Raw genomic sequence first — 22,239 nt, forward strand, 5'->3', positions numbered from 1 at the left:
CGCGATCAGCAGCACCGCCGCCTTGTCGGGCCGACCGTGCTGCAGGTAGATATAGGCCAGCAGATCCATGAACTCGACCTCCTTGTGGCTCGCGCCCTCGGGGACTGCGTGCAGATCGAGGCTGTCGACGGCCATCATCAGCCTTGATACAGCGTGCTGCGGTACATCTGCGCCAGCTCGCGCAAGCTGCACTCGTCATCGAGCAGGCGCCCCGCGCGGTTCAGCTGCCGCGCCTTGGCGGAATCGGCGGGGCTTTGCTGCGCGGCCTGGCGCAGCCAATGGCGGACTGCGACCAGCGTCGCGTGGAAACGCCCCGGCAACAGCACGTCGCGGCTCTCCAAACGCGGTCGCAGTGCGGCGTCCAGCCAATCATCCATGGACGACTCCCACAGCAGATCATCCAGTTGAGCACGCGCTCCCATGTCGGTAGGCGGCGCATCACCCCTTTCGGGCATGGCCGTCCCGGTTTCAGGGTGCGCATGCGTGATGCTTTCAATGCCCCGGTCGAAAACCAGATGGTTGAAGCGGATATCTGACATGGGAGTCCTTCAGGTGCAGCGTGCCGGCAACGGCCTGGAGATCACGTGCTCTCCATCTGCTCCATAGGTAACCTCCCAAGGGCGACAGTTCCACGCGCGGGCGCAAAAGCCTGCCGACTCAGACCGAGGCCCGCGCCTGTGCGATCCAGCTTTGCAGATGGGCTGCGAGCCGGTGCATTTCACGCGCGCTGAAGTGCTCCAGCGGCAGTCGAGTGCCCACCACCAGCCATTGGCCCTGGGCAGTGGTGCGCACGCCGACCTGCACCGGATCGGCTGCGGAATCGCTGCGCGCGGCGCGCTGCATGGCCTGGAGCACCAGCGCCGCCAGGTCGTGGGACACGGGCTCGGCATGGTGCAGCACCACTTCATCACCCTGGGTCGACACACCCAGCAGCGCGCCCGAACCCAGCCGCAGCTGCAGATTGCCTTCCCGTCCGGGAGCAAGCCCCGGCAGACCGATGTCCGCGCCGAACTCGGCCAGCACCTTCGTCAGTTGCAGCATGTCAGTACTCATCTTCCTCGCGGTCTATCGCCGCATCGAGCGCGTCCTGCGCGGCCTTGAACACCGACTCGCGCTGATCGGGCGAGACAAACACACGCGGCGGCATATCGCGCAACAGTCCTTTGATGCCCGTGAGGAAATGCACTTGCGGCTCGGCAGCGCGCACACCGCAGCGCTCGCTCAGGCTCGTGAAGCGCTGCGCAGACGGCCACTTCTCGGCGCTCAGATCCACCAGGCCGCGCATCAGCTCCGCGGGTGGCATGCCGGCAAGCGCATATTTCCGCATCAACATGGACTGCAGCGACTTGCAACCATCGAGCACGCTGGCCACGACGCCCAGCTGGAACAGATCGCTCGACAGCGTCTGCAGCCGCGCGGGCGCGCACGACGGCTGCGTGGCCGCGATATCCTGACCCAGCGCCTGGATCAGCCGCTGCAGGCCGACGGAAAAGTCCTGCTCGCCGAACCGTTCGAGCGCCAGCTTGAGTGTTCCCGCCAGCGACGCCTCGCCCAGCACCACATCGCGATAGTCGGCCTGGAACCGGGCGATATCCCTGCGGGTCGCGCCGGCCTGGGCCGCAGTCCCCAGCGTATTGATGTCCGCGCGTATCGCCGGGCCATGCAGCATCTCAAGATCCTGCAGCGACTCGCGCAAATCCGTGAGCACCTCCTTGGCCGCACCGTCGCGCTCGCCTTGCTGCAGGGCGTAATGCAATGCCATGAACTGCGAGGAGGCCTCGCCGTACGCCTGACGCGCCAGCCGCGCTGGATCGCCCTGGCCCGATAGCAGGCGCTGGGCCAGCTGCGCCAACTCATCAGCGCTCGCACAGACCAGGGCCTGCTGCATGTACGCCTGTATGGCCTCGGCGCTCAGCGCCTCGAGCGCGCGCCAGCCCGCCTTGCGGCGCTCGGCTGCATGCTTGGATTCCAACTGCTCGCCGTGGTGCAGGCTGATTTCCGTGGCCGCGTCGGACAGCATGGAATCGCCGTTGTCGACCTGCACCTGCTGGCCGGCGAACTGGCCTACCGCGGCCTGCTCGTCTCCCTGGGCGCGGGTTTGCAGCCCTGGGCGATCGGACAAGGAGGTGTTGAAGGATTCGATTCTGGCCATGGCCTCCGCCGGTGGATGACATGCGCGCGCTGACGCCTCCATCAGTAACAGCGTCCCGCAGGCGGTTCCCAGGCAAGCAAAAAAGCCTCCCGCGGCGGGAACCGGATGGTGCTGCCCGTTACTTACGGTGACAGGGCCGCACGCCCAGCTTTGCCCCCTTGATTGCCGCACCGCAGAGGATCACCAATGGCCACCGACACCACCCCCGAAAGCATCATGGCCCAGGCCGAGGCACTGATAGCGAAGGTGCAGGCCGATCTCGACGCGGGCGAGGCCATCTATCGCGACCTCGGCCTCGATCCCGAGACCGCGCGCACCGCGCTGCAGCAACGCCTGACGCCCGAGCTGCACGCGCAGGCCCGGCGTGCCTTCGAGAAAGACCAGCAGGACATAGAGCAATATTTTCATGAGGAGCTGGCCCGCGCCGGATTGACGGCCCCCATCAAGAGTCCCAAACCCACGCGCCGCCCACGCTTCATGGTCTGAAGGCCGGCGACGCTCCTCGCTTTCTGAAGGTTCTCCATGTCTCTTTTCCCTCTTGACCTCAGTTCCATCCCCTTGATCAGCGCGGCCGATATCGACGCCATGGACCTGGGCACTGCCATCCAGTTGGTGCAGGGCCAGCGTGCCGTCTTGCTGGAAGATCTCGTCAAGGATCAGTTGAAGGAAATCCAAGATCGCAACCACAAGATCCAGGCGCTCAATACCACGATCAGCAGCGCACGCGAACTGATGTCTCAGTTCGGAGAAAAAGACGGGACGGATAAAAAAATCAGCGATTTAATTGAAAAAGAGAAGAAATCCATTCGCAATACGGAAGAATGGAAAGCAGATAATGAAAATTACAGAGAATCTCAAGTAAAAGAAAATGGAACCGCGATTCAAATACAAAAAGAGAAACAGAAATCCGCCCATGCAGAAGCAAGAAATTTAAGCGAAGAATTAAGCCTGATACGAAATTCCAGTGAAAATTCAAGAAAAATTAAAGAGATGAAGGAAAATATAGAAAAAGCAACCAGAGAATTCAATCAAGCAAGCCTCGAAATATCCAAACTTGAAAAAATAATTGATTTGGAATTCAATGATGGCGAAACAAAATCTGGCGCATATCTGGAGAATTTAAAAAACTCAGCCATGTACGCCAATCTGGAAATCGACGTCAAGAACAGGGGCGAACTGCAAACCCTGGTCGAAAACATCAAATCCGAGATAGACACGCTGTCCAACACCCAGCAAATGGACATGGTGCGCCTGCAGAATTACACGAACAAATACAACGACACATTCGAGGTGCGGACCAACATGCTCAACAAGGAGCACGAAGTGACATCCAAAATCAACAACAACATACGCTGAAATTCTCAGACCGAAAATTCTCTTGCACCACTCCATACTCAATAGTCGCCTGGAGAATCCATGACTTTTTCAATCGGCCTCAACGGTTCGCAGCAAATTACCAGTGCAGAAATCCAGAGCCTGGCTGTGGAAGATGCATTTCTTCTCGTCAATCACCAGCGCCTGGAAAATACGGGGAAAATACTCAAGAGCCAGATTGCGGAGGCGCAGGAGAAGAATAGCCAGATCAGTGACATCAACGACCTGATGAGCCTGGCGCGCAACGTACTGGCCGGTTTTGGCAGCGACGATAAGAGCGACGCAGCGATTCCCCTGGGCGATGATCTGACGAAGTTCCAGCAAGCGTGCCAAAGCGCGGGCTTCGATACCAAAGGCATCGGCAACAAGGCCCAACTGACCGCGACCCTCGAGAACTTCAAATCGAAAGTCGATTCCCTCACCAACTCCCAGCAAATTTCGATGCTGCGGTTGCAGAGCACGGTAAACGTCTACAGCGAAACACTCACCGCCCTCACCAATTTCATGAGCACTACGCATGACAGAAAGTCAGAAATCCTGAGAAATATATAAGAGGCCGTGATGAATGCAATTCCGTCCACCGAAGATCCTTGCCGGCAGGTGCTGGATCTGCTGAGCCAGGGCGCAGGCCTGGGTACGATTTTTGGCTACACCGCCGACGAATACGAAGCGCTCTACGCGCTGGGCCACGACCACTACAGCCAGCAACGCTACCTGGATGCCGCGAAGTGCTTCAGCTTCCTGATGGCGCACCAGTCACTGGAGCCGCGCTACATGAATGCGTTTGCTGCGTGCATGCAAATGCTCAAGCGTTACAAGGAAGCCATCCAGTACTACTCGACCGCCTCTGTACTGGACCTCGAAGACCCGCTACCCACCTTCCATACGGCCGAATGCTTCATAGCGCTCGAGATGCGCGAGCAGGCGAGTGAAGCGCTGACGCTGGTGGTGGCCCAATGCCAGCAAACGGCTTTCGCGGAACTCGCGCAACGCGCCCAGGCGCTGCTGGAGTTGCTCACGGGCAGCGGCGCCCCCACCGAGGAGCAGGCGCAATGACAAACAGCGTCTCGCGCGATAAGTTTCTGCAACCCGTCACGCCCACGCCCGATGGCGGCGCGTGCATGCAGGAGCGCGGCGTCCAGGCCGTGTCCGAGCTGCGCGCTGCGCAGTTCGTGGCCCCGTCGCACAACAAGGCCGGCGACCGGATCGCGAACGCGCAAGGCGCGCCTGCGCTGCCGATTGCGCAAACCCACTTCTCTCCCGCGGAAATGATGCTGAAGGTGCAGGAGCTCAGGCTGAAAACCCAGGAAGGCCAATTGCGCACTGCCAAGGAAGGACTGCATGTCACGCACCAGCAAATCTCTCAGGAGCGCAGCAAAATGCTTGCCAAACGGGAGGAAGTGATCGAGAAAGGCAGCAGTGCCGAAGCCAAAAGCAAGGTCTCGAAAATCCTGGGCTGGTCCGCCAAGATAGGCGTGTTCGCAGTCAGCGCCATGTCGGTCCTCGCGCTGTCCGGCGTCACGGGCCTCACGGGCGGCGCGGCCTCGCCGCTGCTCGCGCTGGCGATCTTGGGCCTGGTCGCGTCGGGCATGAGCCTTCTTTCGGCCGGAGTCCAGACCGCGGGCGGCCCCACTATCGACCTGAACGCGGGATTCAACTGGGCGAGCAAGGCCTTTCTCGACGTCATGGGCGTGCCCGAAAAAGACCTCGAAACCGCGAGCCGCCTCATGGCCGGAGCGCTCGGCGTGGTCAGCGGCGCATGGCTGGTCGATGCACAGCTCACGGGCAGCCTCGCCTCCGGCATCGTCGAGATGGCCGGCAGCAGCGAGAACCAGGCCGCGATCATCGGCGCGACGGTGACTGCGCTGGCGAGCATCGCAGTAGCAGTCGTGATGGCCGTGGCCACATCCGGGGCTTCGGGGCCCGAGGCGGTCAAGCAGATCCTCAAGGGAATTCCCCAGATCGCCAACGTCGTGCAGCATGGGATTACCGGCGTGTCCGCCGCAGGAACGGCGGTCGCGGCAGGCATCAATGTCGGCGTCGCCTTCGACCAGCATGCGGCCGACAGCGCGCAGGTGGACCGGCAGAGAATCTCGGCCGTGATCGCCAAGCTGCAGGCGCTGATGGAACAGGACAGCGAGCAGATCACCCAGCTCGTCAAGGACATCCAGGAGTCGATGTCGATGGTCTCCAAGATGATCTCGCAGGCTGGTCAAAGCCTGTCGCAGATTGCCGCCAATATCGGTCACTCGATGGCCTGACGCCGCAGAAAGCCGCCCATGTCCGTAACCCCCCTGCCTCCTGGCCCCCCCCTCACCCCGGTCTCTCCAGACTCCACCCCGGCCGCCTGCGTTGCGTTCCAAGAGGAACATGGCGTCGCACAGGTCATCAGCGCATTGGGCAAAGAGAACCCGATGGGAAAAACCGAAGGCCTGCGTGCCGATGGCCCCTACGCCAAGCAGGCGCCCCCGACCGAAGTGGTTCGAGATCTGAAACAGGCGCTGGACAACCTGCCTTTCGACATCTTGTCGGTTTTCACTGTCGTCCACGCGCTTTCCCAGCAGATCCGCAAGGCCAACGTGCTCGCGCGCGACAGCGAACTCATGGCGCAATTCAACGCGCTGATGAAATCCGCGGACGTGATGCAGACCGCGACCGACCTCCGCCTCAGCGCCAGCGTCCTGCAGGCAACGATACAGGTACTGATGGCCGGGCACCAGGCCTATGCGAGCGGGCAGGCGGCGATCGAAGCCGCGAACGGCGTGGCGCCGCAAAATGAAGCCAAGTCCCTTCAGGACCAAGCCAAGACCTTGAACAACCAGGCGGAACAACTTGAGCTGCAGGCCAAGTCCGCGCCCGCGGCGACCGCGGAGCCGGCAATAGGCGCCGAGGATATTTCGGCAATGCAGAAAACCCCGAGCCGCGAAGCCAGCCAATCCCTCGAAGACTTTGTGGTCGAGCCCAGGACTGCAGAGCAGTTCCAGAGCGAAGCCCGGATGCTGCGCCAACAGGCCGATCACAGGACTGCCGCGGCCAACGAAAAGCTCGCCGAAGTCAAGGCGATCAATGCGTACGCCGAAGGCATCAAGAGCGAGGCGGAACTTGACGTCAAGCTGTTCGAAGGGCTGGCCGGAGTGCTGACCGCGCTGCTGAAGTTCGGCGCCGAGACTTCCGATGTGAGCGCCAAGGTCTACGAAGTCAACGCCAAGCAGCATGAATCCGCGTCCGCTCAAGCCAGCGACGCCATCCAGCGGGCGAGTGAAATCCTGCGGGATGCGCTGCAAAAGATGGAGTCCGTCGCACAGGCGCGCACCGATACCAACCGGGCTATCGCCCGCAACCTGGGCTGAGGAGCTTCGCCATGACACTGTCCTTCATGAACGCCACCGCCGCGGACCTCGACGCCATGGTCGCGGGCCAGATCCGCGCGCTGCGGCAATTGCCCAGCACGACTCGCCTCAGCGAAGCCAGCCGCGCCACGCTCTATTCGATCGCCTGCGCCATGCTGCAGGCAGGGCAACTGCAACCGGCGAACGCCTATCTGTCGCTGCTGCTGCTGTATGCACCGACCCACCCCGACTACCTGCGCACCAAGGCCCAATGCGCGCTGCGCAACGGCGATCCGATGCAGGCCGCCCAGTTGCTGTCGCTGGCCTTGTATGTGCAGCCCGAGTCGAGCGCGCTCGCGCTCGCCCTGGCCGAAGCCCTGATCCAAGCCGATGCTCACGCGCTGGCACGCGTGCTGCTGCTGCAACTGCGCCGGCTCGCCCAGCTTCCAGCCGATCTCGCCGAACACACACGCGCCGGTCTCCTGCTGCAAGGACTAGACAGCCATGCCCCTGCCTGAAGCCGCCGATATCCAGCTGTTGACCCAGGTCGGCTTTCTGGCCGCCGGGCGCGGCGATGTGCCGCGCGCGCTGCGCATCTTCGAGGCGCTGGCGCGGCTGCGGCCTGACCGCGCATTCGCCCATATTGGCGCGGCGACCGCGCTGCTCAATGCCAGTCGCGCCAGCGACGCCGTGCAGCAGTTGCAGGCGGTGCGCATGCCGGACGGCCCCGAGCGCGACATGCTCGAGGCGTTCAGGGGCCTGGCGCTGCAGCTGGCCGGACGCCGCAGCGAAAGCATCTATGTACTGCGCCGGGTCGTGGACCTCGCTCGCCAAGGCAGCGCCTCGGACGCCGCAGTGTTTGCCGCTCGGCTGCTGGGCGAAGCCCCCCACCCGAGCCCCAGGCCCGAGCCGCTTCTCGCCCTTTGAACCAGGAGAAACTCATGGAAGTCATTGCCAGCCTTTCCTCCGTACGCATTGAACCGGCGTGGGCCAAAGCGTCCATCGCGCCAGCGCCCGACGCCGCCGCGGCGCAGCGGTTCGCGGCCTTGATGCAGCCCCCGGCGCCCGATGTGGCCAGCGCCGCGCTGCCAACGACAGCGGTACAGGGCGCAGCCATCAATCCGCAGAACAGGGGCGAGGCGCTGCTCAACAGCGTGCAGAAAGTGTCCCAAAACTTTCGCGACAACGTGACGCGCGTGCACGCCGAGCTGCACAGCGACAACGCCATGACTTACCGACAGAACATGGCTCTGATGGTGGATATGCACCTGGTCGGCATGCAGACGCAGATGGTGACAGCGGGCACCCGCGTCATAACTCAGAAACTGAACGAACTGACGCATCTGCAATGAAGCTACGATTTCCAACGCGCCAATGGCTGCGCAGCGGGCTGCAGATGCTGGTGCTGGGCTGCTGCCTGCTGCTGTCTGCCTGCGGCGGGCGCGTGGACCTGATGGGCGCGATTGCCGAAGAAGAGGCCAACGAGGTGCTGGCCGCGCTGATCAATGCCTCCATTCCCACCGAGAAAGTGCCGGGCAAGGAAGGCATGGTCGGCGTGCGCGTGGCCTCGGGTGATGTGGGCCGCGCGCTGGAAGTGCTGCGCGACAAGGGACTGCCGCGTGAGCGCTTCGCCGGCATGGGCCAGATTTTCAAAAAGGAAGGCCTGATCTCCTCGCCGCTCGAGGAGCGCGCGCGCTACATCTACGCGCTGTCGCAGGAGCTGTCGAACACGCTGTCGAAGATAGACGGCGTGCTCGCGGCGCGCGTGCATGTGGTGCTGCCCGAGCGCGGCACGGCCGGCGAAACCGGCGTGCCGTCGACGGCCGCGGTGTTCATCAAGCACCAGGACGGCTACAACCTCGAGATCATCCAGCCGCAGATCCGCCGCCTGGTCACCAACAGCATTCCCAGTCTGACCGCGGACCGGGTCTCGGTGGTTTTTGTCGCTTCGCAGGCCCGCACCAGCGCCGCCGCGACCGAAGCCGCGCCACAGGCGGTCTGGGGCTTCGAGGTACCCGCTCATGCGGCGGCGCGCCTGTCGCTGCTGCTCTGGTCGCTGGCGGGCATCGCCGCCGTCGCGCTTGCCGCGCTGGCCTATGGGCTGTGGCGCTACCGCCAGCGGCTCACGCCGGCTTCGACCACCCCAACCATGGAGGCTTCATGAGCGACCTGCACTCGCCGCTCTCACTGGCGCCGCTGCAGCGCTTCAACCTGCTGCCCAGTCTGGCGCTGCACCCGAGCCGCGCCGCGCTCTGGCTGCCCGGACACGCGACCGCCTGGATCGCGGAACCCGAAACCGCGCGGCAATGGCATAGCCACTGGTCCCAGTTGCTGCTCGAACGCCTGCAGGAAGACGCGCAGCCGGTGTGCGACCTGTCGCACCCCGCGACGCCGCTGGCCCTGGCCGCGCCCACGCTGCTGCGGGCCACGCTGCGGCATGCGGGGCTGCTGCTGCTGGGAAAGAACCTGCGCCAGCGCATTGCGCGCAGCGAAGTCAATGCCGCCCAGGCAGCGATAGGTTTCACGGCCTGGGACTGGGTTTGCAGGCAGGGCGCGACGCTGCATCCCGGCCTCGACGACCCGCAGCCTTGGATGGAGCAGGGACTGGCCGCAGGCGCGGACCGCCTGGGCGCGGGCCTGCTGGCCCAGAGCTGGCACGATGCGCCCGCGCCCCTGCGCCGCCGCGCCGACTGGAAGCTGCCGCTCGATGCCGAATCGCCCGCATCGCGCGAAGCCAGCGGAATGACGCCTGCGCAGGCCTGCAGCCTGTGCCTGCAGACCCTGCAATTTCTGGAGCCCGAATGGCTTTCCTCATTCCCAACAATCCATTGACGCCGCAGCGCAAGCTGCAGGCAAGCATCGCGCCCGGTACACGGGTGCTGCGTGCCGCGGAGATCGCCGCCTGGGGTCAGGCCGAAGCGCTGATCAGCGCCGCCCAGGACCAGGCCCAGGCGATTGCCGCCAGCGCCCGGGCTGCCTACGACGAGGAATGCCGGCGCGGCTATGCCGAAGGCCGGGCCGAAGCGCAGATGGCCCAGGCCGAGAAAATGATAGAGACCGTGGGCCGCACGGTCGAGTATTTCGCCCAGGTCGAAGCAGACATGGTGGCGCTGGTGATGGGCGCGGTGCGCAAGATCATCGACGACTACAGCGATGCCGAGCGCGTGCTGATCGTGGTCAAGAATGCGCTGTCGGTGGTGCGCAACCAGAAACAGATGACGCTGCGCCTGCATCCACAGCAGGTCGAGGTGGTGCGCGCGCGTATCAACGACCTGCTCGCCGCCTATCCGGGCGTGGGCTATCTGGACATCCTGGCCGACGGCCGGCTGGCCCCCCACGCCTGCATTCTCGAAAGTGAAATCGGCCTGGTCGAGGCCAGCATAGACGGCCAGATCGCGGCGCTCGAGAAGGCCTTCCAGAAAGTGCTGGGCAGCCGCGTATGAGCACCGGCATCAAACCCGGCGTGCGTGCGTTGCGCCAGTTCGACTACATTGCCGAGATGATGCAGCTCGCGCTCGACGACGCGCCCATGCTGCAGATCAAGGGGCGCGTGACCCAGGTCATAGGCACCATCATCCGCGCCGTCGTGCCGACGGTCAAAGTCGGCGAAGTCTGCGTGCTGCGCAATCCCGGCGAAGACTTCGAGATGAAGGCCGAGGTCGTGGGCTTTGCGCGCGATGCGGCGCTGCTCACGCCCATCGGCGACATGTACGGCATTTCCGCGGCGACCGAAGTGATTCCCACGGGCCGCGCCCATCTGGTTCCCGTGGGCTTCGGCCTGCTGGGTCGGGTGCTCGACGGCCTGGGCCGGCCCCTGGACGAAGCCGAGCGCGGCCCACTCGAAGCCAGCAAGTTCTACCCGGTGTTCGCCGAAGCGCCCGACCCGCTCAAGCGGCGCATCATCAGCCAGCCGCTGGAACTCGGCGTGCGTGCGCTCGACTCCGTGCTGACCTGCGGCGAAGGCCAGCGCATGGGCATCTTCGCGGCCGCGGGCGGCGGCAAGTCGACGCTGATGGGCATGCTCGTCAAGGGCGCCGACGTGGATGTGACCGTGGTCGCGCTGATCGGCGAACGCGGCCGCGAAGTGCGCGAGTTTCTCGAGAACGAACTCGGCGAGGAAGGCCGCAAGAAAAGCGTGATTGTCTGCGCGACCAGCGACAAGTCGTCGATGGAGCGCGCCAAGGCCGCGTATGTGGCGACGGCCATCGCCGAGTACTTCCGCGACCAGGGCAAGAAGGTGCTGTTCCTCATGGACTCGGTGACGCGCTTCGCGCGTGCCCAGCGCGAGATCGGCCTGGCCGCGGGCGAGCCGCCCACGCGCCGCGGCTATCCGCCGTCGGTGTTCGCAACGCTGCCCAAGCTCATGGAGCGCGTGGGCATGAACGACAAGGGCTCGATCACCGCGCTCTACACGGTTCTGGTCGAAGGCGACGACATGACCGAGCCCATCGCCGACGAAACCCGTTCCATCCTTGACGGCCACATCGTGCTGTCGCGCAAGCTTGCGGCCGCCAACCACTATCCGGCGATCGACGTGCTCTCTTCCACCTCGCGCGTGATGAATGCCGTGATCACGCCCGAGCACAAGCGCATGGCCGGCCGGCTGCGCGAACTGATGGCCAAGTACGAGGAAGTCGATCTGCTGGTCAAGATCGGCGAGTACAAGCGCGGCGGCGACGCCGCCACCGACGAAGCCATCGACAAGATGGAGGCCATACGCGGTTTCCTGAAGCAGCGCACGCATGAGAGCTCCAGCCTGGCGGACACGCTGGCCGGGCTCGAGAACCTGGTAGGAGCCGGATGATGAAAATGCTGCACGATCTGCTGGCGATCAAGCGCTTTCGCGAAGGCCGGGCCGAAGCGGCGATGCGCGCGCAGCGCCAGGCCCTGCGCCAGGCCCAGCAAGAGCGCCTGGACGCCGAAGCCCTGCTGGCCCGGCTGCTGGCCCAAGGCGTGCTCGCCGAACGGCAGCTCTACGCCGACCTGTGCGCGCGCATGGTGCGCCTGCGCGAAATACAGCAGGTGCATCTGGCGGTCGCCGCATTGCGCCAGCGCGAGCAGCGCCAGCAGGATGCGCTGGAAGCCGCGCAGCGCGCGCTGGAAACAGCGCAGCAGCGATTCGACCAGGCGCGCGGCCAGCACCAGGAGGCCGCGCGGCAGACCAGCAAGTTCATCGATCTGGCCGGCAGCTTCGCTGCGGTCGAGGCACTCGAATCAGAACGCCGCGAGGACCTCGAAATGGAAGAGGCGGCCAGCGTGGTGCGCGAGCGCGAAGACTGGCACAGCGCCGGCGAAGAGGTCGCCTGATGCCAGCCCACCCCACAGGAGACCTGCATGCGCTCTGAACGCCCCCTTCATCTCGATGCAGGCGTGCCATCGGGCAACGCATTTGGCACGCCATCCGATACGCCCGGCCAGGCCGACACGCGCAGCCAGCAGCAGCTCGCCGACGATGGTCGCAACCTGCGCGATCTGCTGAGCCGGCAGCGCAATGCGCCTGCGGACGCCGAGGCGGCCCAGGCCGGCCCAGCCTTGGCCAACCCCTTCGATCTGTTTCAGCCGGCGCTCGCCGCCGCCGCGCGGCAAGCGCCGCCGGCCGCGCCTGCGCTGACGCAAACCCTGGAACAGATGGCCAGCCGCCTGCTGGTCGCCGACGGCCGTCAAGGCCGGCGCGGCGTGCAGATCACGCTGAGCGACGCGCAGCTGCGCGGCGTGGTGGTCGATGTCTTCGAGGAAGCCGCGCGGCTGGTGGCGCGCTTCACCTGCAGTGACGAAGCCGCGCGCGAGCGGCTGTGCGCCGCAGCGGCCTGGCTGGGCGAAAGCCTGGCGCAGCGCCTGCAGCGCGACACCCGCGTGGAGATACAGACCGACGACGCTGAAGACCGATGTCTGGTGCAGGTCGATGCGAACCACTGACTTTCCTTATTTGCCACCCTTGATGTCCACCTCCCTGCCAGCTCCGGCCTCCTGGAAACCGCCACAGCTGTCGCGCAACGAGGCGCAGGCCCACACGACCATTGCCCAGCGGGCCATGGGCATGCCAGTGCGCGCAGGGGGAACGCACTGGCGGGCGAGTCTGCGTCCTGTCATCGAGGCACCATGGCAGACGCTTGCCAGCGACGTCCTTATTGCCATCGAGTGGGCGGGCGCACAGCTGCAGCTGCAGCTGCCGCACGCCGTCACAGAACAGCTGCTGTCGGCCCTGCTCGACGGCGCCGCGCTGCCGCCGCTGCCCCAGGAAATGCACGCCAGCACGCTGGCCGCGGCGCTGGACGATCTGCTGATCAGCCTGGAGCGCCTGGGCCGCGGTGCGCCCCGGTTCATATCGCAGGCAGAAGGCCAGCTGCCCGCCGCGCTTCCCCATGCGTTCGCTCTGCAACTCGATGCGCTCGAAGGCCGCCAGGCCATCTCCGGCCTGGTGCGCAGCGACAGCCTGGGCCTGCTGCTGATCGCCGGCCTGGCATCGACCCTGCCGCCGCGCGGCGGACCGCTGGCGAATGCGGACCTGCCCCTCGCGCTGTACCTGGACATCGGCTACGCCACGCTGGCCATCGACGAACTGCGGCTGCTGGCCCTGGGCGACGTGGTGCCGCTGGCGCACAGCTTTGTGAGCGCCGAGCGCGTTCTGTGGCTGCAGGCGCCGGGCGCCGGCGGTCTGCACGTGCAACTGCCAGCGCCGCCAGAAACAGACTCCGCACAGGCCCCTGCGCGCGCGCCCTCTCTCACCGTTGTCCAGTCCTGGAGCCACACCATGCCCGCCCTTGACCCGCCTGCGAACGAAGCCGCGAGCTTCGACGCCATCCCGGTACGACTTTCTTTCGATCTCGGCGAGATCAACCTCACGCTCGCCGAGCTGCGTGCCCTGCAGCCCGGCCAGTCCATCAGCCTGGGTCATCCGTTGGCGAGTGCGGTGCGCATACGCGCGAACGGCGCGCTGATCGGCGAAGGCGAACTGGTGGAAATCGACGGATTGCTGGGCATCTCGGTGCGCCAGCTGTTTGCCCCGCGCACGCAGAGCGCAGCATGAACCATTTCGATCCGATCTCGCTGGCGGTGATGCTGGCGCTGCTGGCGCTGCTGCCCACGCTGGTCGTCGTCACCACCTCGTTCCTCAAGATCGCGGTGGTCATGTCGCTGCTGCGCAATGCGCTGGGCGTGCAGCAGATGCCGCCCAACCTGGCGCTATACGGCATGGCGCTGATCCTGTCCGTCTATGTGATGGCACCGGTGGGCGTGCACATGTTCGACCGACTGAGCGCCGAGCCCGAAGCGCTCAAGAGCGTGCCGGCGCTGGTCGGCGCAATGCGCGAGGGCGCGGAGCCCTTGCGCGAATTCATGGTCAAGAACAGCCGCATCGAACAGCGCGACTTCTTCGTGCGCACCGCCCAGCGCATGTGGGGCCCGCAGTTGTCCGCAGGCATTTCGGAGCGCGACTTCATCGTGCTGGCGCCGGCCTTCGTGGTGTCTGAGCTCACGGCCGCGTTCCAGATCGGCTTTCTCATCTATCTGCCGTTCGTGGTGATCGACCTGATCGTCTCCAACATCCTGCTGGCCATGGGAATGATGATGGTCTCGCCCGTCACGATCTCCCTGCCGCTCAAGCTGTTCCTGTTCGTGATGGTCGACGGCTGGTCGCGCCTGATCCAGGGACTGGTGCTCAGCTACGCCTGATCTTCCCTAAGGACGCCCCATGCAATCCGTCGATGTCGTTTCCTACTTCACGCAGGCGCTGTACCTGGTGCTCTGGCTGTCGCTGCCGCCCATCATCGTCGGCTCCATCGTCGGCACGCTGTTTTCGCTGTTCCAGGCGCTGACGCAGATCCAGGAGCAGACGCTGTCGTTCGGCATCAAGCTGATCGCCGTGTCGATCACCATCCTGCTGACCGCGCGCTGGGTGGGCGGCGAGATGTTCAACTTCACGGTGCAGATCTTCGACGCCCTGCCCGCCCTGGGGCGCTGAGCACCCACGAATGCCAGGGAACCCCATGGAGCTGCCGGTTACCTACGATGAGGCCATGTCTTTGCTCAAGACGCTGGCACTCACCCAACCGCGAATCCTCGCCATGTTCATCGCCCTGCCGCTATTCAACGCCCAGATCATTCCGGGAATGCTGCGTTTCAGCGTGGCCGCGGCGCTGAGCCTGGTGATGGTGCCCGCGCTGGCCCCGGTGGTCGCGCAAGCGGCGGCCACGCTCGATACCGGAATGCTGCTGCTGCTGATGCTCAAGGAGGCCTTCATAGGCTTCGTCATCGGCTACCTCGCGGCCGTCCCTTTCTGGATCTTCGAAGCCGTGGGCTTTCTGATCGACAACCAGCGCGGCGCCAGCATTGCCGCCACGCTCAACCCGCTGACGGGCAATGATTCCTCGCCGCTGGGCATTCTGTTCAACCAGGCGTTCATCGTCTTCTTTCTGCTCAGCGGCGGCTTCACGCTGCTGCTGGGAACGCTCTATGACAGCTTTGCGCTCTGGAGCGTGTTGCAGTGGACGCCCGAGCTGCGCGCCGAGTCGGTGCCGGTGATGCTCGAGCAGCTTGGCCGTCTGGTGCGCATGGCATTGCTGCTGGCCGCACCGGCGATGGTGGCGATGTTTCTCGCGGAGTTCGGCCTGGCCCTGGTCAGCCGCTTCGCTCCGCAGCTGCAGGTGTTTTTCATGGCCATGCCCATCAAGAGCGCGCTGGCCATGCTGGTGCTGCTCCTCTACGCGTCATCGCTGTTCGAGTACGCCACCGACCATGTGCTGGCCATAGGCCGTATCCTGCCCTGGCTGCGCGATCAATGGGGGCCGGCCGGCTGAGCGCCCGCAGCAGAGATGAGCGAAAAGACCGAACAACCGACGGCCAAGCGCCTGCGCGACTCGCGCAAGAAAGGCGATGTCGCGTACAGCAAGGACTTCACCCAGACCCTGCTGATACTGAGCATCTTCGGCTATCTGCTGGTCAACAGCGCGCACATCGTCGAAAACCTGGGAGAGATGATTCTGCTGCCCGGCACGCTGCTGCAGATGAACTTCCAGGACGCGGCCAACACCCTGGTGATCGAACTGCTGACCGGCGCGGCCTGGGTGGTGCTGCCGTTCATAGGCATCGTGCTGGGCGTGGGCCTCTTCGCCGATGCCATGCAGGTGGGCATCATTTTCGCGGTTGAAAAGGTCAAACCTTCGGGCAAGAAGCTCAACGTATTGACCAATGCGAAGAACATCTTCTCCAAGAAGAACTTCGTCGAGTTCCTGAAGTCGGTGCTGAAGATCGGCATTCTTTCTAGCCTGGTGGCGCTGCTGATCCGCGACGCCATGCCGATACTGACCAGCATTCCGCAGGCCGGCCTGCCGGGCCTGGGCCAGGTCGTGGCGTCGCTGCTCAAGACCATGCTGATCTATATCGGCCTGGCGTACAGCGTGATCGCGCTGGCCGACTTCGTCTGGCAGCGCATGCAGTACCGCAAGGGTCTGATGATGTCCAAGGACGAAGTCAAGCAGGAGTACAAGCAGATGGAAGGCGACCCGTATATCAAGCAGCAACGCAAGCAGTTGCGCAAGGAGATGCAGCAGAACTCCGTGGTGCAGAGCGCGCGCGAGGCCAGCGTGGTGGTGACCAACCCGACCCACCTCGCGGTCGCGCTGCGCTACGACGAGAACGAAACGCCGCTGCCGCTGATCCTGGCCATGGCCGAGGGCGCTCTGGCACAGGCAATGATGGACGCGGCGCGCGCCGCCGGCGTTCCCGTGATGCAGAACATTCCGCTGGCACGCGCGCTGACCGCGCAGGGAGAGGCGGGCCAGTACATTCCGTCCGAACTGGTGGAGCCTGTCGCCGAATTGCTCAGGCTGCTGCAGCAGCTCGACCCACAGGCCCCGACCTGAAGGCCATGCCCATGTCCCGCCCTGCGCCCCAAGACGCGGTCGCCCTGCTTGGCAGCTATGCCGCGCAATACGACATTCCCATGGCCCCCGGCGCGGCCGCGCTGCAAATGCTCGTCGATGGGCATTACCGACTGCAACTGCGCGCCCTGCCTGGCGCAGGAATCATGGTCAGCGCCCGCCTGAAAGCGCTGCCTGACCCCGGTCCGGCGCGCGACGACCTGCTGCTGGCCTGCGCCCGGCTGGCCTGCGGCACCATGAAACAACAGGCCACGACGTGCAGCGTGGATGCGCGCTGTCGGGCCATCTGGCTGCAGCTGCCGGCGCCCGCCCTATCGATCAAGGATATAGACGATGCCGTGGGCCGGTTCGTCAACTCGCTGGCTTTCTGGTCACGTGCCAGTCGCTATCTTTGAACACGGTCCATGCGGAGCTACCTGTCCATGACACCGCCACCCCGTCTCCAGTCCCCCATGCCCGCCACGAAACCATCCCCGCGCAACCAGGCCTGGCCGCGCAAGACGCTGCAAGCACTGGTCTGCGCCAGCCTCTTCGCTGCGTCCTGGGGCTCGGCACATGCGGCTGCGCCGCCCTGGACCGAAGCCCCTTACAGCTACTATGCGGACAGCACCAGCCTGACCCAGGTCCTGAGCGATTTCGCCAGCAGCTTCAGCCTGTCGCTGGAGCTGTCGCCCCAGGTCGCGGGCAAGGTGCAGGGCAAATTCACCAGCGCCAGTCCGACGGAATTCATGGACCGGCTGGCCAGCGTCTACGGCCTGACCTGGTTCACCCATGCGGGCACACTGCATGTGGGCCGCACCACCGAAGTCACGACGCGCAGCATCAGCGCGGGCGGCGGCAACATCGCCACCGTGCGCCAGGCACTGACGAGCCTGGGCGTGCTCGATGCGCGCTTTGGCTGGGGAGAATTGCCCGAACAGGGCATTGCGCTGGTCTCGGGGCCCGCGCCCTATGTCGCGCTGATCGAGCGCACCATGGCCCAGCTGCCGATGATGGCCGGCGGCCAGCAGGTCGCGGTGTTCCGTCTCAAGCATGCTTCGGTGGATGACCGCACCATTCTCTACCGCGACCGCCAGATCACCACGCCGGGCCTGGCCCAGGTGCTGCGCAACCTGATAGGCGGCCAGTCGGGCGGCTCGGGAGTCAACAACGCGCTGATCTCCTCGGTGGCCCCAAGCCAGGGCCAGGGGCTGCCAGGCCTTTTCAGCGCGGCCAACACTGCGGGCCTGACATTCGACGCCAACAGCTCCGGCCTGCCCAACGGACCGTTTGCTTCGGCCAACGGCACGGCCCATGCGGCCGGCGCCCAGAGCGGCGCCAGCGCCGCCCAGAAACCAGGCGGCGCGGCCACAGGCGCGGGCATGCGCCGGCTCGCGCCCTCGATACAGGCCGACTCTCGGCTCAATGCCATCATCGTGCAGGACACGGCCGAGCGCATGCCGCTCTACAAGAGCCTGATCGAGCAGCTCGATATTCCTTCGCCGCTGATCGAGATCGAGGCCATGATCATCGATATCAATTCCTCGCGCCTCGACGAACTGGGCATTGCCTGGAGCGCACGCCGCGGCGGCAGCGTCGCCGGCTTCGGCTCGATGGCGACCAAGGGCGATGGCAACGATCTGGTGCTGGGCGCGGTTGCGCGCGGCGCCAGCGTCGACCCCGCGAGCCTGGTGGTGAGTTCGGGCAACTTCCTGATCAACCGCATCCGCGCGCTCGAAGGCACGGGCGAAGCCAGCATCCAGTCCCGCCCGTCGATTCTCACCATCGACAACATAGGCGCGCTGCTCGATCTGTCGGAAACCTTCTATGTCCGCAGCATAGGCGAGCGCGTGGCCACGATCACGCCGATCACGGCGGGCACTACCTTGCGCGTCACGCCGCACTATGTGCAGCGCGCCGAAGGGCCGGTGATCCAGCTCGATGTGGACATCGAGGACGGCCAGATCCAGGACACGCAGATCGATACCCTGCCCACCGTGCGCCGCAGCGTGGTCAGCACCCAGGCCATCGTCGGCGAAGGCCAGACGCTGCTGATCGGCGGCTACAAGAGCACGCAGTCGACGCGCGATGTCAACAAGGTGCCCGGACTGGGCTCGATACCGGTGCTGGGCATGCTGTTCTCGAACAAGGTGCATAACCAGGCATCGCGCGAGCGGCTGTTCATGATCAAGCCGCGGCTCGTGACCCTGCCCACGGGCGTCACCTCGGACATCAACGCGCTGCGCGCACCCGTAGAAGCCCCCGCGGCGATGCCCGTGTCGTCGCAAACGCCGCCGCCCGTGGCAGGGGAGAAATCGGCAGCGCCACACGATTCCCGCGCGAGCGTGGTCGACTACGCTGGCATCGAGGCCGTACCGCAGGAACCCTGAGAAGAAGCCTGGTCAGCTCCTCGCCCACCGGGCCGCGGTGCCGCGCAAGCCTTTCCCGCGCCATCGGTTCTGAAGTACTCGCAGCGCCGCTGCCCGTGCACACGACAGCAAGGCCCGAGATGGCCACCGAGATGGCCACTGTGGATCAGCTTGCGAGGATTGATGGAGAACTGGCTCGAGCGCAGCCGCTGCCTGCGCCGCCCAGGCAGCGCGGATCGCGCCGCAGCCCCGCCCCCCCCCCTGGAGGGGCTGCGGTTCAGGCCCGCATCAGACGTTGCGCTGCCTAGAAATCGAGTTCGACGCCACGCGCCTGCAGCTTCGCACGCAATGCTGCGCGCGCGCGCGAGAGCCGGCTGCGCACCGTTCCCACGGGCACGGTCAGCAGTGCAGCCGCGGCTTCATAGGACAGTTCGTCGACCGCAACCATCAGCAGGATGGAGCGCATGCTTTCGGGCAGATCCTCGAGCGCAAGTTGCAGATGGCGCATGCGCTGAGTCTGCTCGACGGCCTCGTCCGGCGCCAGTGCGTCGCAAGCCATCTCGTCAAGCATCGATTCGTCCGCGAATTCGTAGCGGCGATGCGGCGCGCGTGACAGATGGTTGCGCACCAGGTTCATGGCGATGCCATACAACCAGGTGGACAGCTCGGACTGCCCCTTGAACGAGCTATAGGATCGAACCGCTTCCAGGAAGGCCTGCTGGGCCAGATCCTGGGCATCGCTGGGATTGCCGATGTTCTTGATGATGAAGCGATACAGGCGTGTGCCATGCGCCTGCACCAGACCTTGAAACAACTCGTCACGCTGCGCCATGGACTGCTCGTCCATTGGCGTCATGCTCTCACTTTCAGAAAACGCCTCGGCACCCAAGGCATCGGTTTCCCACACCTGCACCGTTGACTCGTAAATCATATTGGCCACCGCCCATGTACGAATTAAAAAAGTGGAATTACCCACGTAACTAATTCTTACATGGAATTGCAGAAGCTGTATAGATTGAAATATCCCAACGCCGCATCCAGCTTCTCACAATCGGCCACACGGTTATCTCAATGCAACACGCCATCTACAGACGAAGATAATGCCTTCCGACGCAATATCTCATCGTTTGGCAGTATCCGGGACTGCTGTTTTAGTAACTTTTTTTTACACAAAACTGAGAAGGCCTGCGTTGCGCATCAGGCCATGGGCGGCAGCGCCCGTCTCATTACGAACCGGAGGACGACGCGGACACGGTCTGCAGTTCCGACCGCAGCCATTCCTGCGCCACGGCGGGTGCGACCGGAACCTGCCCTTGTTGCGCGGCCCGCGCAAAGCGTTCCTGCATGCATGCGTCGATCGCGGCCCGCTGCTGCGGGCTGACCGCTTCAGGGCGCAAGCCAAGGGCCGCGCAGGCGTGCACGAACGCCACGCTGTGGGGGGCGGCACTGAACATGAATTGCGTCATGAAATCAACGCCCTGCAAGGCCTTCTGGCTGGTCTCGGCCATGTCGATGGCCTGCAGCACCAGACGCGACGCCAGAGGTGCGCCAGGGCTGGGGACCAGGCCCAGTTCGCGCACTACTGCGTCCCGGATGCCCCCGGGAAACGCCGCCCCCAGGGCGGCGATGAACATCGAGGTGGTGTCCACCTCGATGTCGGGCCGTGCACCGAAGCGCTGCGCCTGCGCCGTGCTGCACGCCCCCACCGTCCATAGCGAGCCATCGTGCACCACCTGCACGGTTTCGCCCTTTTTTGCTGAATCACCGAAGGAATCCAGCGAGAGCTGAGCAGGGTGCACAAGCGGTTTAATAGTCACAGCCACAGAAACCTCTTCAGGTATTAGTAAATTCTTATCTTTAGTAACCGCACACTGAGCACGGTTCCTAGTCAAAAAAGGCCAGGCAGCCAATCACGGAAAGCAGCTAGTTAATTACCGTGATATTTTACATCTCGTAATAAATAATAGTCAAACAATCAATCACTGAAAACAACTACCAGTTATCCGTGATATTTCCAATTTCTGATTGAATCGCCAAATCTGAAATCACGGAAATTAACTACCAGTTATCCGTGATATTTAAAAATCGCCAGCGCATCGAAAAATTACAAATCACGGGAATTGACTAGTGGTTATCCGTGATGTCGCCCATGATATGGATACGAATTAATCCCTGCGAAATTGCCACGCTGGCGCAGCGGGGTCGCTCAACCCGCAGAAGCAGTGTCGAAATGCTGCGCCGAAGCCGCCGATGCAGCGACCTGTTCCTTGAGCCAGTCGCGAAACACTTCGACCTTGCGCGACTGGCGTTGCAGTTGCGGGCTCACGAGGTAATAGGAGGCACCGGTGCGCACCGGCAGGTGAAACGGCGCGAGCAGCTTGCCATTGGCCAGGTCGTCGACCAGCAGCGCCGTCTGGCCGATCGCGATGCCCAGGCCATCGGCCGCGGCCTGCCAGGTCAGCACCGAACTGCTGAACTGCATGCTTTCGACATCCTGGATTTCACTTTCGTAGCGGCACAGCCGCGCCCAGGTCTGCCAGTCCTTCTGCCGGTAGTGCGAGACCAGCAGGCGCTTGCGCAGCAAGGCCTGGGGATAGGCAGCCTCGGGAGCATTGGCCCGCAGGTAGGCAGGACTGCAGACCGGCTCGATCACATCCTCGAACAGGAAATCGGTGTCCATGCCCTGCCAGGCGCCGCGCCCCATCTGTATCGCCAGATCGACCGGGTCGCGATCGAAGTCGACGTCCTTCACGGAGTTGGTGATGACCACCGCAATGTCGCTGTGACGCGCATGGAAGTCGCTGAGCCGTGGAATCAGCCACTTGGCCGCGAACGTGGTGTAGGTCTGGATGCGCAGCGTGCTGTCCGATCCGCTGCGCATGATCTCGCCCGTGGCCCTGGCGATGCTTTCGAACGCCGGGGCGATGGCTTCGCCGTAACGCAGGCCGGCCGTGGTCAGGCTGACGCCGTGGCGCTCGCGCCGGAACAGCTCCGCGCCGAGATAGGACTGCAGAACGTTGAGCTGCTTGCTCACCGCCGATTGGCTGATGTGCAGCTCCTTGGCGGCCTGCGTGAGATTGCGCGTGCGCACCACCGCATCGAAGACCTTGAGGGGATTGAGCGGGGGAATCTTCTTGACCATGCGCGATTCTAGAAGC

The 22,239-nt window shown here is 64.3% G+C and carries 28 protein-coding genes; 22 read left to right on the forward strand and 6 right to left on the reverse strand.

The window, feature by feature from the left end; genetic code table 11:
* Positions 1-137: 137 nt before the first annotated feature.
* From RR928_RS03105 to sctW, 3 genes are all read right to left on the reverse strand, one after another.
* Entirely contained in the window at positions 138-539 is a 402-nt protein-coding gene (locus tag RR928_RS03105; RefSeq protein WP_332548355.1) for a hypothetical protein, read from the reverse strand.
* Between the two features lie 118 nt (positions 540-657).
* Positions 658-1,041 carry a CesT family type III secretion system chaperone gene (locus tag RR928_RS03110; protein ID WP_332533918.1) on the reverse strand — a complete coding sequence of 128 codons (384 nt, stop codon included), beginning with the start codon at positions 1,039-1,041 and terminating at the stop codon, positions 658-660.
* Position 1,042: 1 nt separating this feature from the next.
* The gene (sctW, locus tag RR928_RS03115) at positions 1,043-2,122 is read right to left on the reverse strand and encodes a type III secretion system gatekeeper subunit SctW (RefSeq protein ID WP_332548354.1); all 1,080 of its coding nucleotides are present in this window, start codon (positions 2,120-2,122) and stop codon (positions 1,043-1,045) included.
* A 216-nt stretch (positions 2,123-2,338) separates the two neighbouring features.
* Here sctW and RR928_RS03120 point away from each other — a divergent pair, with 216 nt between their 5' ends.
* The 22 genes from RR928_RS03120 (at position 2,339) to sctC (ending at position 19,102) form a co-directional block, all read left to right on the forward strand.
* Positions 2,339-2,638 (forward strand): hypothetical protein, encoded by a 300-nt coding sequence (locus tag RR928_RS03120; protein ID WP_332533916.1) that lies wholly within the window; start codon positions 2,339-2,341, stop codon positions 2,636-2,638.
* Between the two features lie 36 nt (positions 2,639-2,674).
* Complete coding sequence (locus tag RR928_RS03125; protein ID WP_332548352.1) at positions 2,675-3,508, forward strand: hypothetical protein; 834 nt, start codon at positions 2,675-2,677, stop codon at positions 3,506-3,508.
* A gap of 60 nt (positions 3,509-3,568) precedes the next feature.
* Entirely contained in the window at positions 3,569-4,078 is a 510-nt protein-coding gene (locus RR928_RS03130; protein WP_332533914.1) for a hypothetical protein, read from the forward strand.
* Between the two features lie 9 nt (positions 4,079-4,087).
* Positions 4,088-4,582 carry a SycD/LcrH family type III secretion system chaperone gene (locus tag RR928_RS03135; RefSeq protein WP_332533913.1) on the forward strand — a complete coding sequence of 165 codons (495 nt, stop codon included), beginning with the start codon at positions 4,088-4,090 and terminating at the stop codon, positions 4,580-4,582.
* Positions 4,579-5,787 carry a type III secretion system translocon subunit SctE gene (sctE, locus tag RR928_RS03140; RefSeq protein WP_332681485.1) on the forward strand — a complete coding sequence of 403 codons (1,209 nt, stop codon included), beginning with the start codon at positions 4,579-4,581 and terminating at the stop codon, positions 5,785-5,787. The genes RR928_RS03135 and sctE overlap by 4 nt, the downstream gene beginning before the upstream one ends.
* A gap of 153 nt (positions 5,788-5,940) precedes the next feature.
* On the forward strand, positions 5,941-6,876 hold the full coding sequence (sctB, locus tag RR928_RS03145; RefSeq protein WP_332533911.1) for a type III secretion system translocon subunit SctB: 936 nt from the start codon (positions 5,941-5,943) through the stop codon (positions 6,874-6,876).
* An 11-nt stretch (positions 6,877-6,887) separates the two neighbouring features.
* Positions 6,888-7,373 carry a hypothetical protein gene (locus RR928_RS03150; protein ID WP_332533910.1) on the forward strand — a complete coding sequence of 162 codons (486 nt, stop codon included), beginning with the start codon at positions 6,888-6,890 and terminating at the stop codon, positions 7,371-7,373.
* Positions 7,360-7,782: a hypothetical protein gene (locus RR928_RS03155; RefSeq protein ID WP_332533909.1), complete on the forward strand. Its 423-nt coding sequence runs from the start codon at positions 7,360-7,362 to the stop codon at positions 7,780-7,782. Before RR928_RS03150 ends, RR928_RS03155 begins: the two co-directional genes overlap by 14 nt.
* A 14-nt stretch (positions 7,783-7,796) precedes the next feature.
* A complete protein-coding gene (locus RR928_RS03160; protein ID WP_332533908.1) occupies positions 7,797-8,207 on the forward strand; it encodes a hypothetical protein in 411 nt (136 codons plus the stop codon).
* Positions 8,204-9,019: a type III secretion system inner membrane ring lipoprotein SctJ gene (gene sctJ, locus RR928_RS03165; RefSeq protein ID WP_442881611.1), complete on the forward strand. Its 816-nt coding sequence runs from the start codon at positions 8,204-8,206 to the stop codon at positions 9,017-9,019. Before RR928_RS03160 ends, sctJ begins: the two co-directional genes overlap by 4 nt.
* Positions 9,016-9,687, forward strand: a complete 672-nt coding sequence (locus RR928_RS03170; RefSeq protein ID WP_332533907.1) for a hypothetical protein — start codon at positions 9,016-9,018, stop codon at positions 9,685-9,687. The genes sctJ and RR928_RS03170 overlap by 4 nt, the downstream gene beginning before the upstream one ends.
* Positions 9,657-10,298: an HrpE/YscL family type III secretion apparatus protein gene (locus RR928_RS03175; protein ID WP_332533906.1), complete on the forward strand. Its 642-nt coding sequence runs from the start codon at positions 9,657-9,659 to the stop codon at positions 10,296-10,298. Before RR928_RS03170 ends, RR928_RS03175 begins: the two co-directional genes overlap by 31 nt.
* A 29-nt stretch (positions 10,299-10,327) precedes the next feature.
* Positions 10,328-11,659: a type III secretion system ATPase SctN gene (sctN, locus tag RR928_RS03180; protein ID WP_332533970.1), complete on the forward strand. Its 1,332-nt coding sequence runs from the start codon at positions 10,328-10,330 to the stop codon at positions 11,657-11,659.
* The gene (sctO, locus tag RR928_RS03185; RefSeq protein ID WP_332533905.1) at positions 11,659-12,162 is read left to right on the forward strand and encodes a type III secretion system stalk subunit SctO; all 504 of its coding nucleotides are present in this window, start codon (positions 11,659-11,661) and stop codon (positions 12,160-12,162) included. The genes sctN and sctO overlap by 1 nt, the downstream gene beginning before the upstream one ends.
* Positions 12,163-12,189: 27 nt before the next feature.
* Positions 12,190-12,771, forward strand: coding sequence for a hypothetical protein (locus tag RR928_RS03190; protein WP_332533904.1), 582 nt, complete (start codon positions 12,190-12,192; stop codon positions 12,769-12,771).
* Between the two features lie 22 nt (positions 12,772-12,793).
* On the forward strand, positions 12,794-13,882 hold the full coding sequence (gene sctQ / locus RR928_RS03195; protein WP_332533903.1) for a type III secretion system cytoplasmic ring protein SctQ: 1,089 nt from the start codon (positions 12,794-12,796) through the stop codon (positions 13,880-13,882).
* Positions 13,879-14,526, forward strand: coding sequence for a type III secretion system export apparatus subunit SctR (gene sctR / locus RR928_RS03200; RefSeq protein WP_332533902.1), 648 nt, complete (start codon positions 13,879-13,881; stop codon positions 14,524-14,526). The genes sctQ and sctR overlap by 4 nt, the downstream gene beginning before the upstream one ends.
* A 19-nt stretch (positions 14,527-14,545) precedes the next feature.
* Positions 14,546-14,815 carry a type III secretion system export apparatus subunit SctS gene (gene sctS, locus RR928_RS03205; RefSeq protein ID WP_332533901.1) on the forward strand — a complete coding sequence of 90 codons (270 nt, stop codon included), beginning with the start codon at positions 14,546-14,548 and terminating at the stop codon, positions 14,813-14,815.
* Between the two features lie 55 nt (positions 14,816-14,870).
* Positions 14,871-15,650, forward strand: a complete 780-nt coding sequence (gene sctT, locus RR928_RS03210; protein WP_332533900.1) for a type III secretion system export apparatus subunit SctT — start codon at positions 14,871-14,873, stop codon at positions 15,648-15,650.
* Between the two features lie 15 nt (positions 15,651-15,665).
* The gene (gene sctU / locus RR928_RS03215; protein ID WP_332681491.1) at positions 15,666-16,715 is read left to right on the forward strand and encodes a type III secretion system export apparatus subunit SctU; all 1,050 of its coding nucleotides are present in this window, start codon (positions 15,666-15,668) and stop codon (positions 16,713-16,715) included.
* Between the two features lie 80 nt (positions 16,716-16,795).
* Positions 16,796-17,128, forward strand: coding sequence for a hypothetical protein (locus RR928_RS03220; RefSeq protein ID WP_332548213.1), 333 nt, complete (start codon positions 16,796-16,798; stop codon positions 17,126-17,128).
* 57 nt (positions 17,129-17,185) lie between these two features.
* On the forward strand, positions 17,186-19,102 hold the full coding sequence (sctC, locus tag RR928_RS03225; RefSeq protein WP_332533897.1) for a type III secretion system outer membrane ring subunit SctC: 1,917 nt from the start codon (positions 17,186-17,188) through the stop codon (positions 19,100-19,102).
* Between the two features lie 283 nt (positions 19,103-19,385).
* Here the strand turns inward: sctC and RR928_RS03230 are convergent, their stop codons facing one another.
* The 3 genes from RR928_RS03230 to RR928_RS03240 all read right to left on the reverse strand — a co-directional run bounded on the left by RR928_RS03230 (position 19,386) and on the right by RR928_RS03240 (position 22,223).
* Entirely contained in the window at positions 19,386-20,057 is a 672-nt protein-coding gene (locus RR928_RS03230; protein ID WP_332533896.1) for an RNA polymerase sigma factor, read from the reverse strand.
* 250 nt (positions 20,058-20,307) lie between these two features.
* On the reverse strand, positions 20,308-20,904 hold the full coding sequence (locus tag RR928_RS03235; RefSeq protein ID WP_332533895.1) for a hypothetical protein: 597 nt from the start codon (positions 20,902-20,904) through the stop codon (positions 20,308-20,310).
* A gap of 383 nt (positions 20,905-21,287) precedes the next feature.
* Positions 21,288-22,223: a LysR substrate-binding domain-containing protein gene (locus RR928_RS03240; RefSeq protein WP_332533894.1), complete on the reverse strand. Its 936-nt coding sequence runs from the start codon at positions 22,221-22,223 to the stop codon at positions 21,288-21,290.
* Positions 22,224-22,239: the final 16 nt, after the last annotated feature.

This window comes from Comamonas sp., assembly GCF_036666375.1.
GTDB lineage: Bacteria > Pseudomonadota > Gammaproteobacteria > Burkholderiales > Burkholderiaceae_C > Comamonas.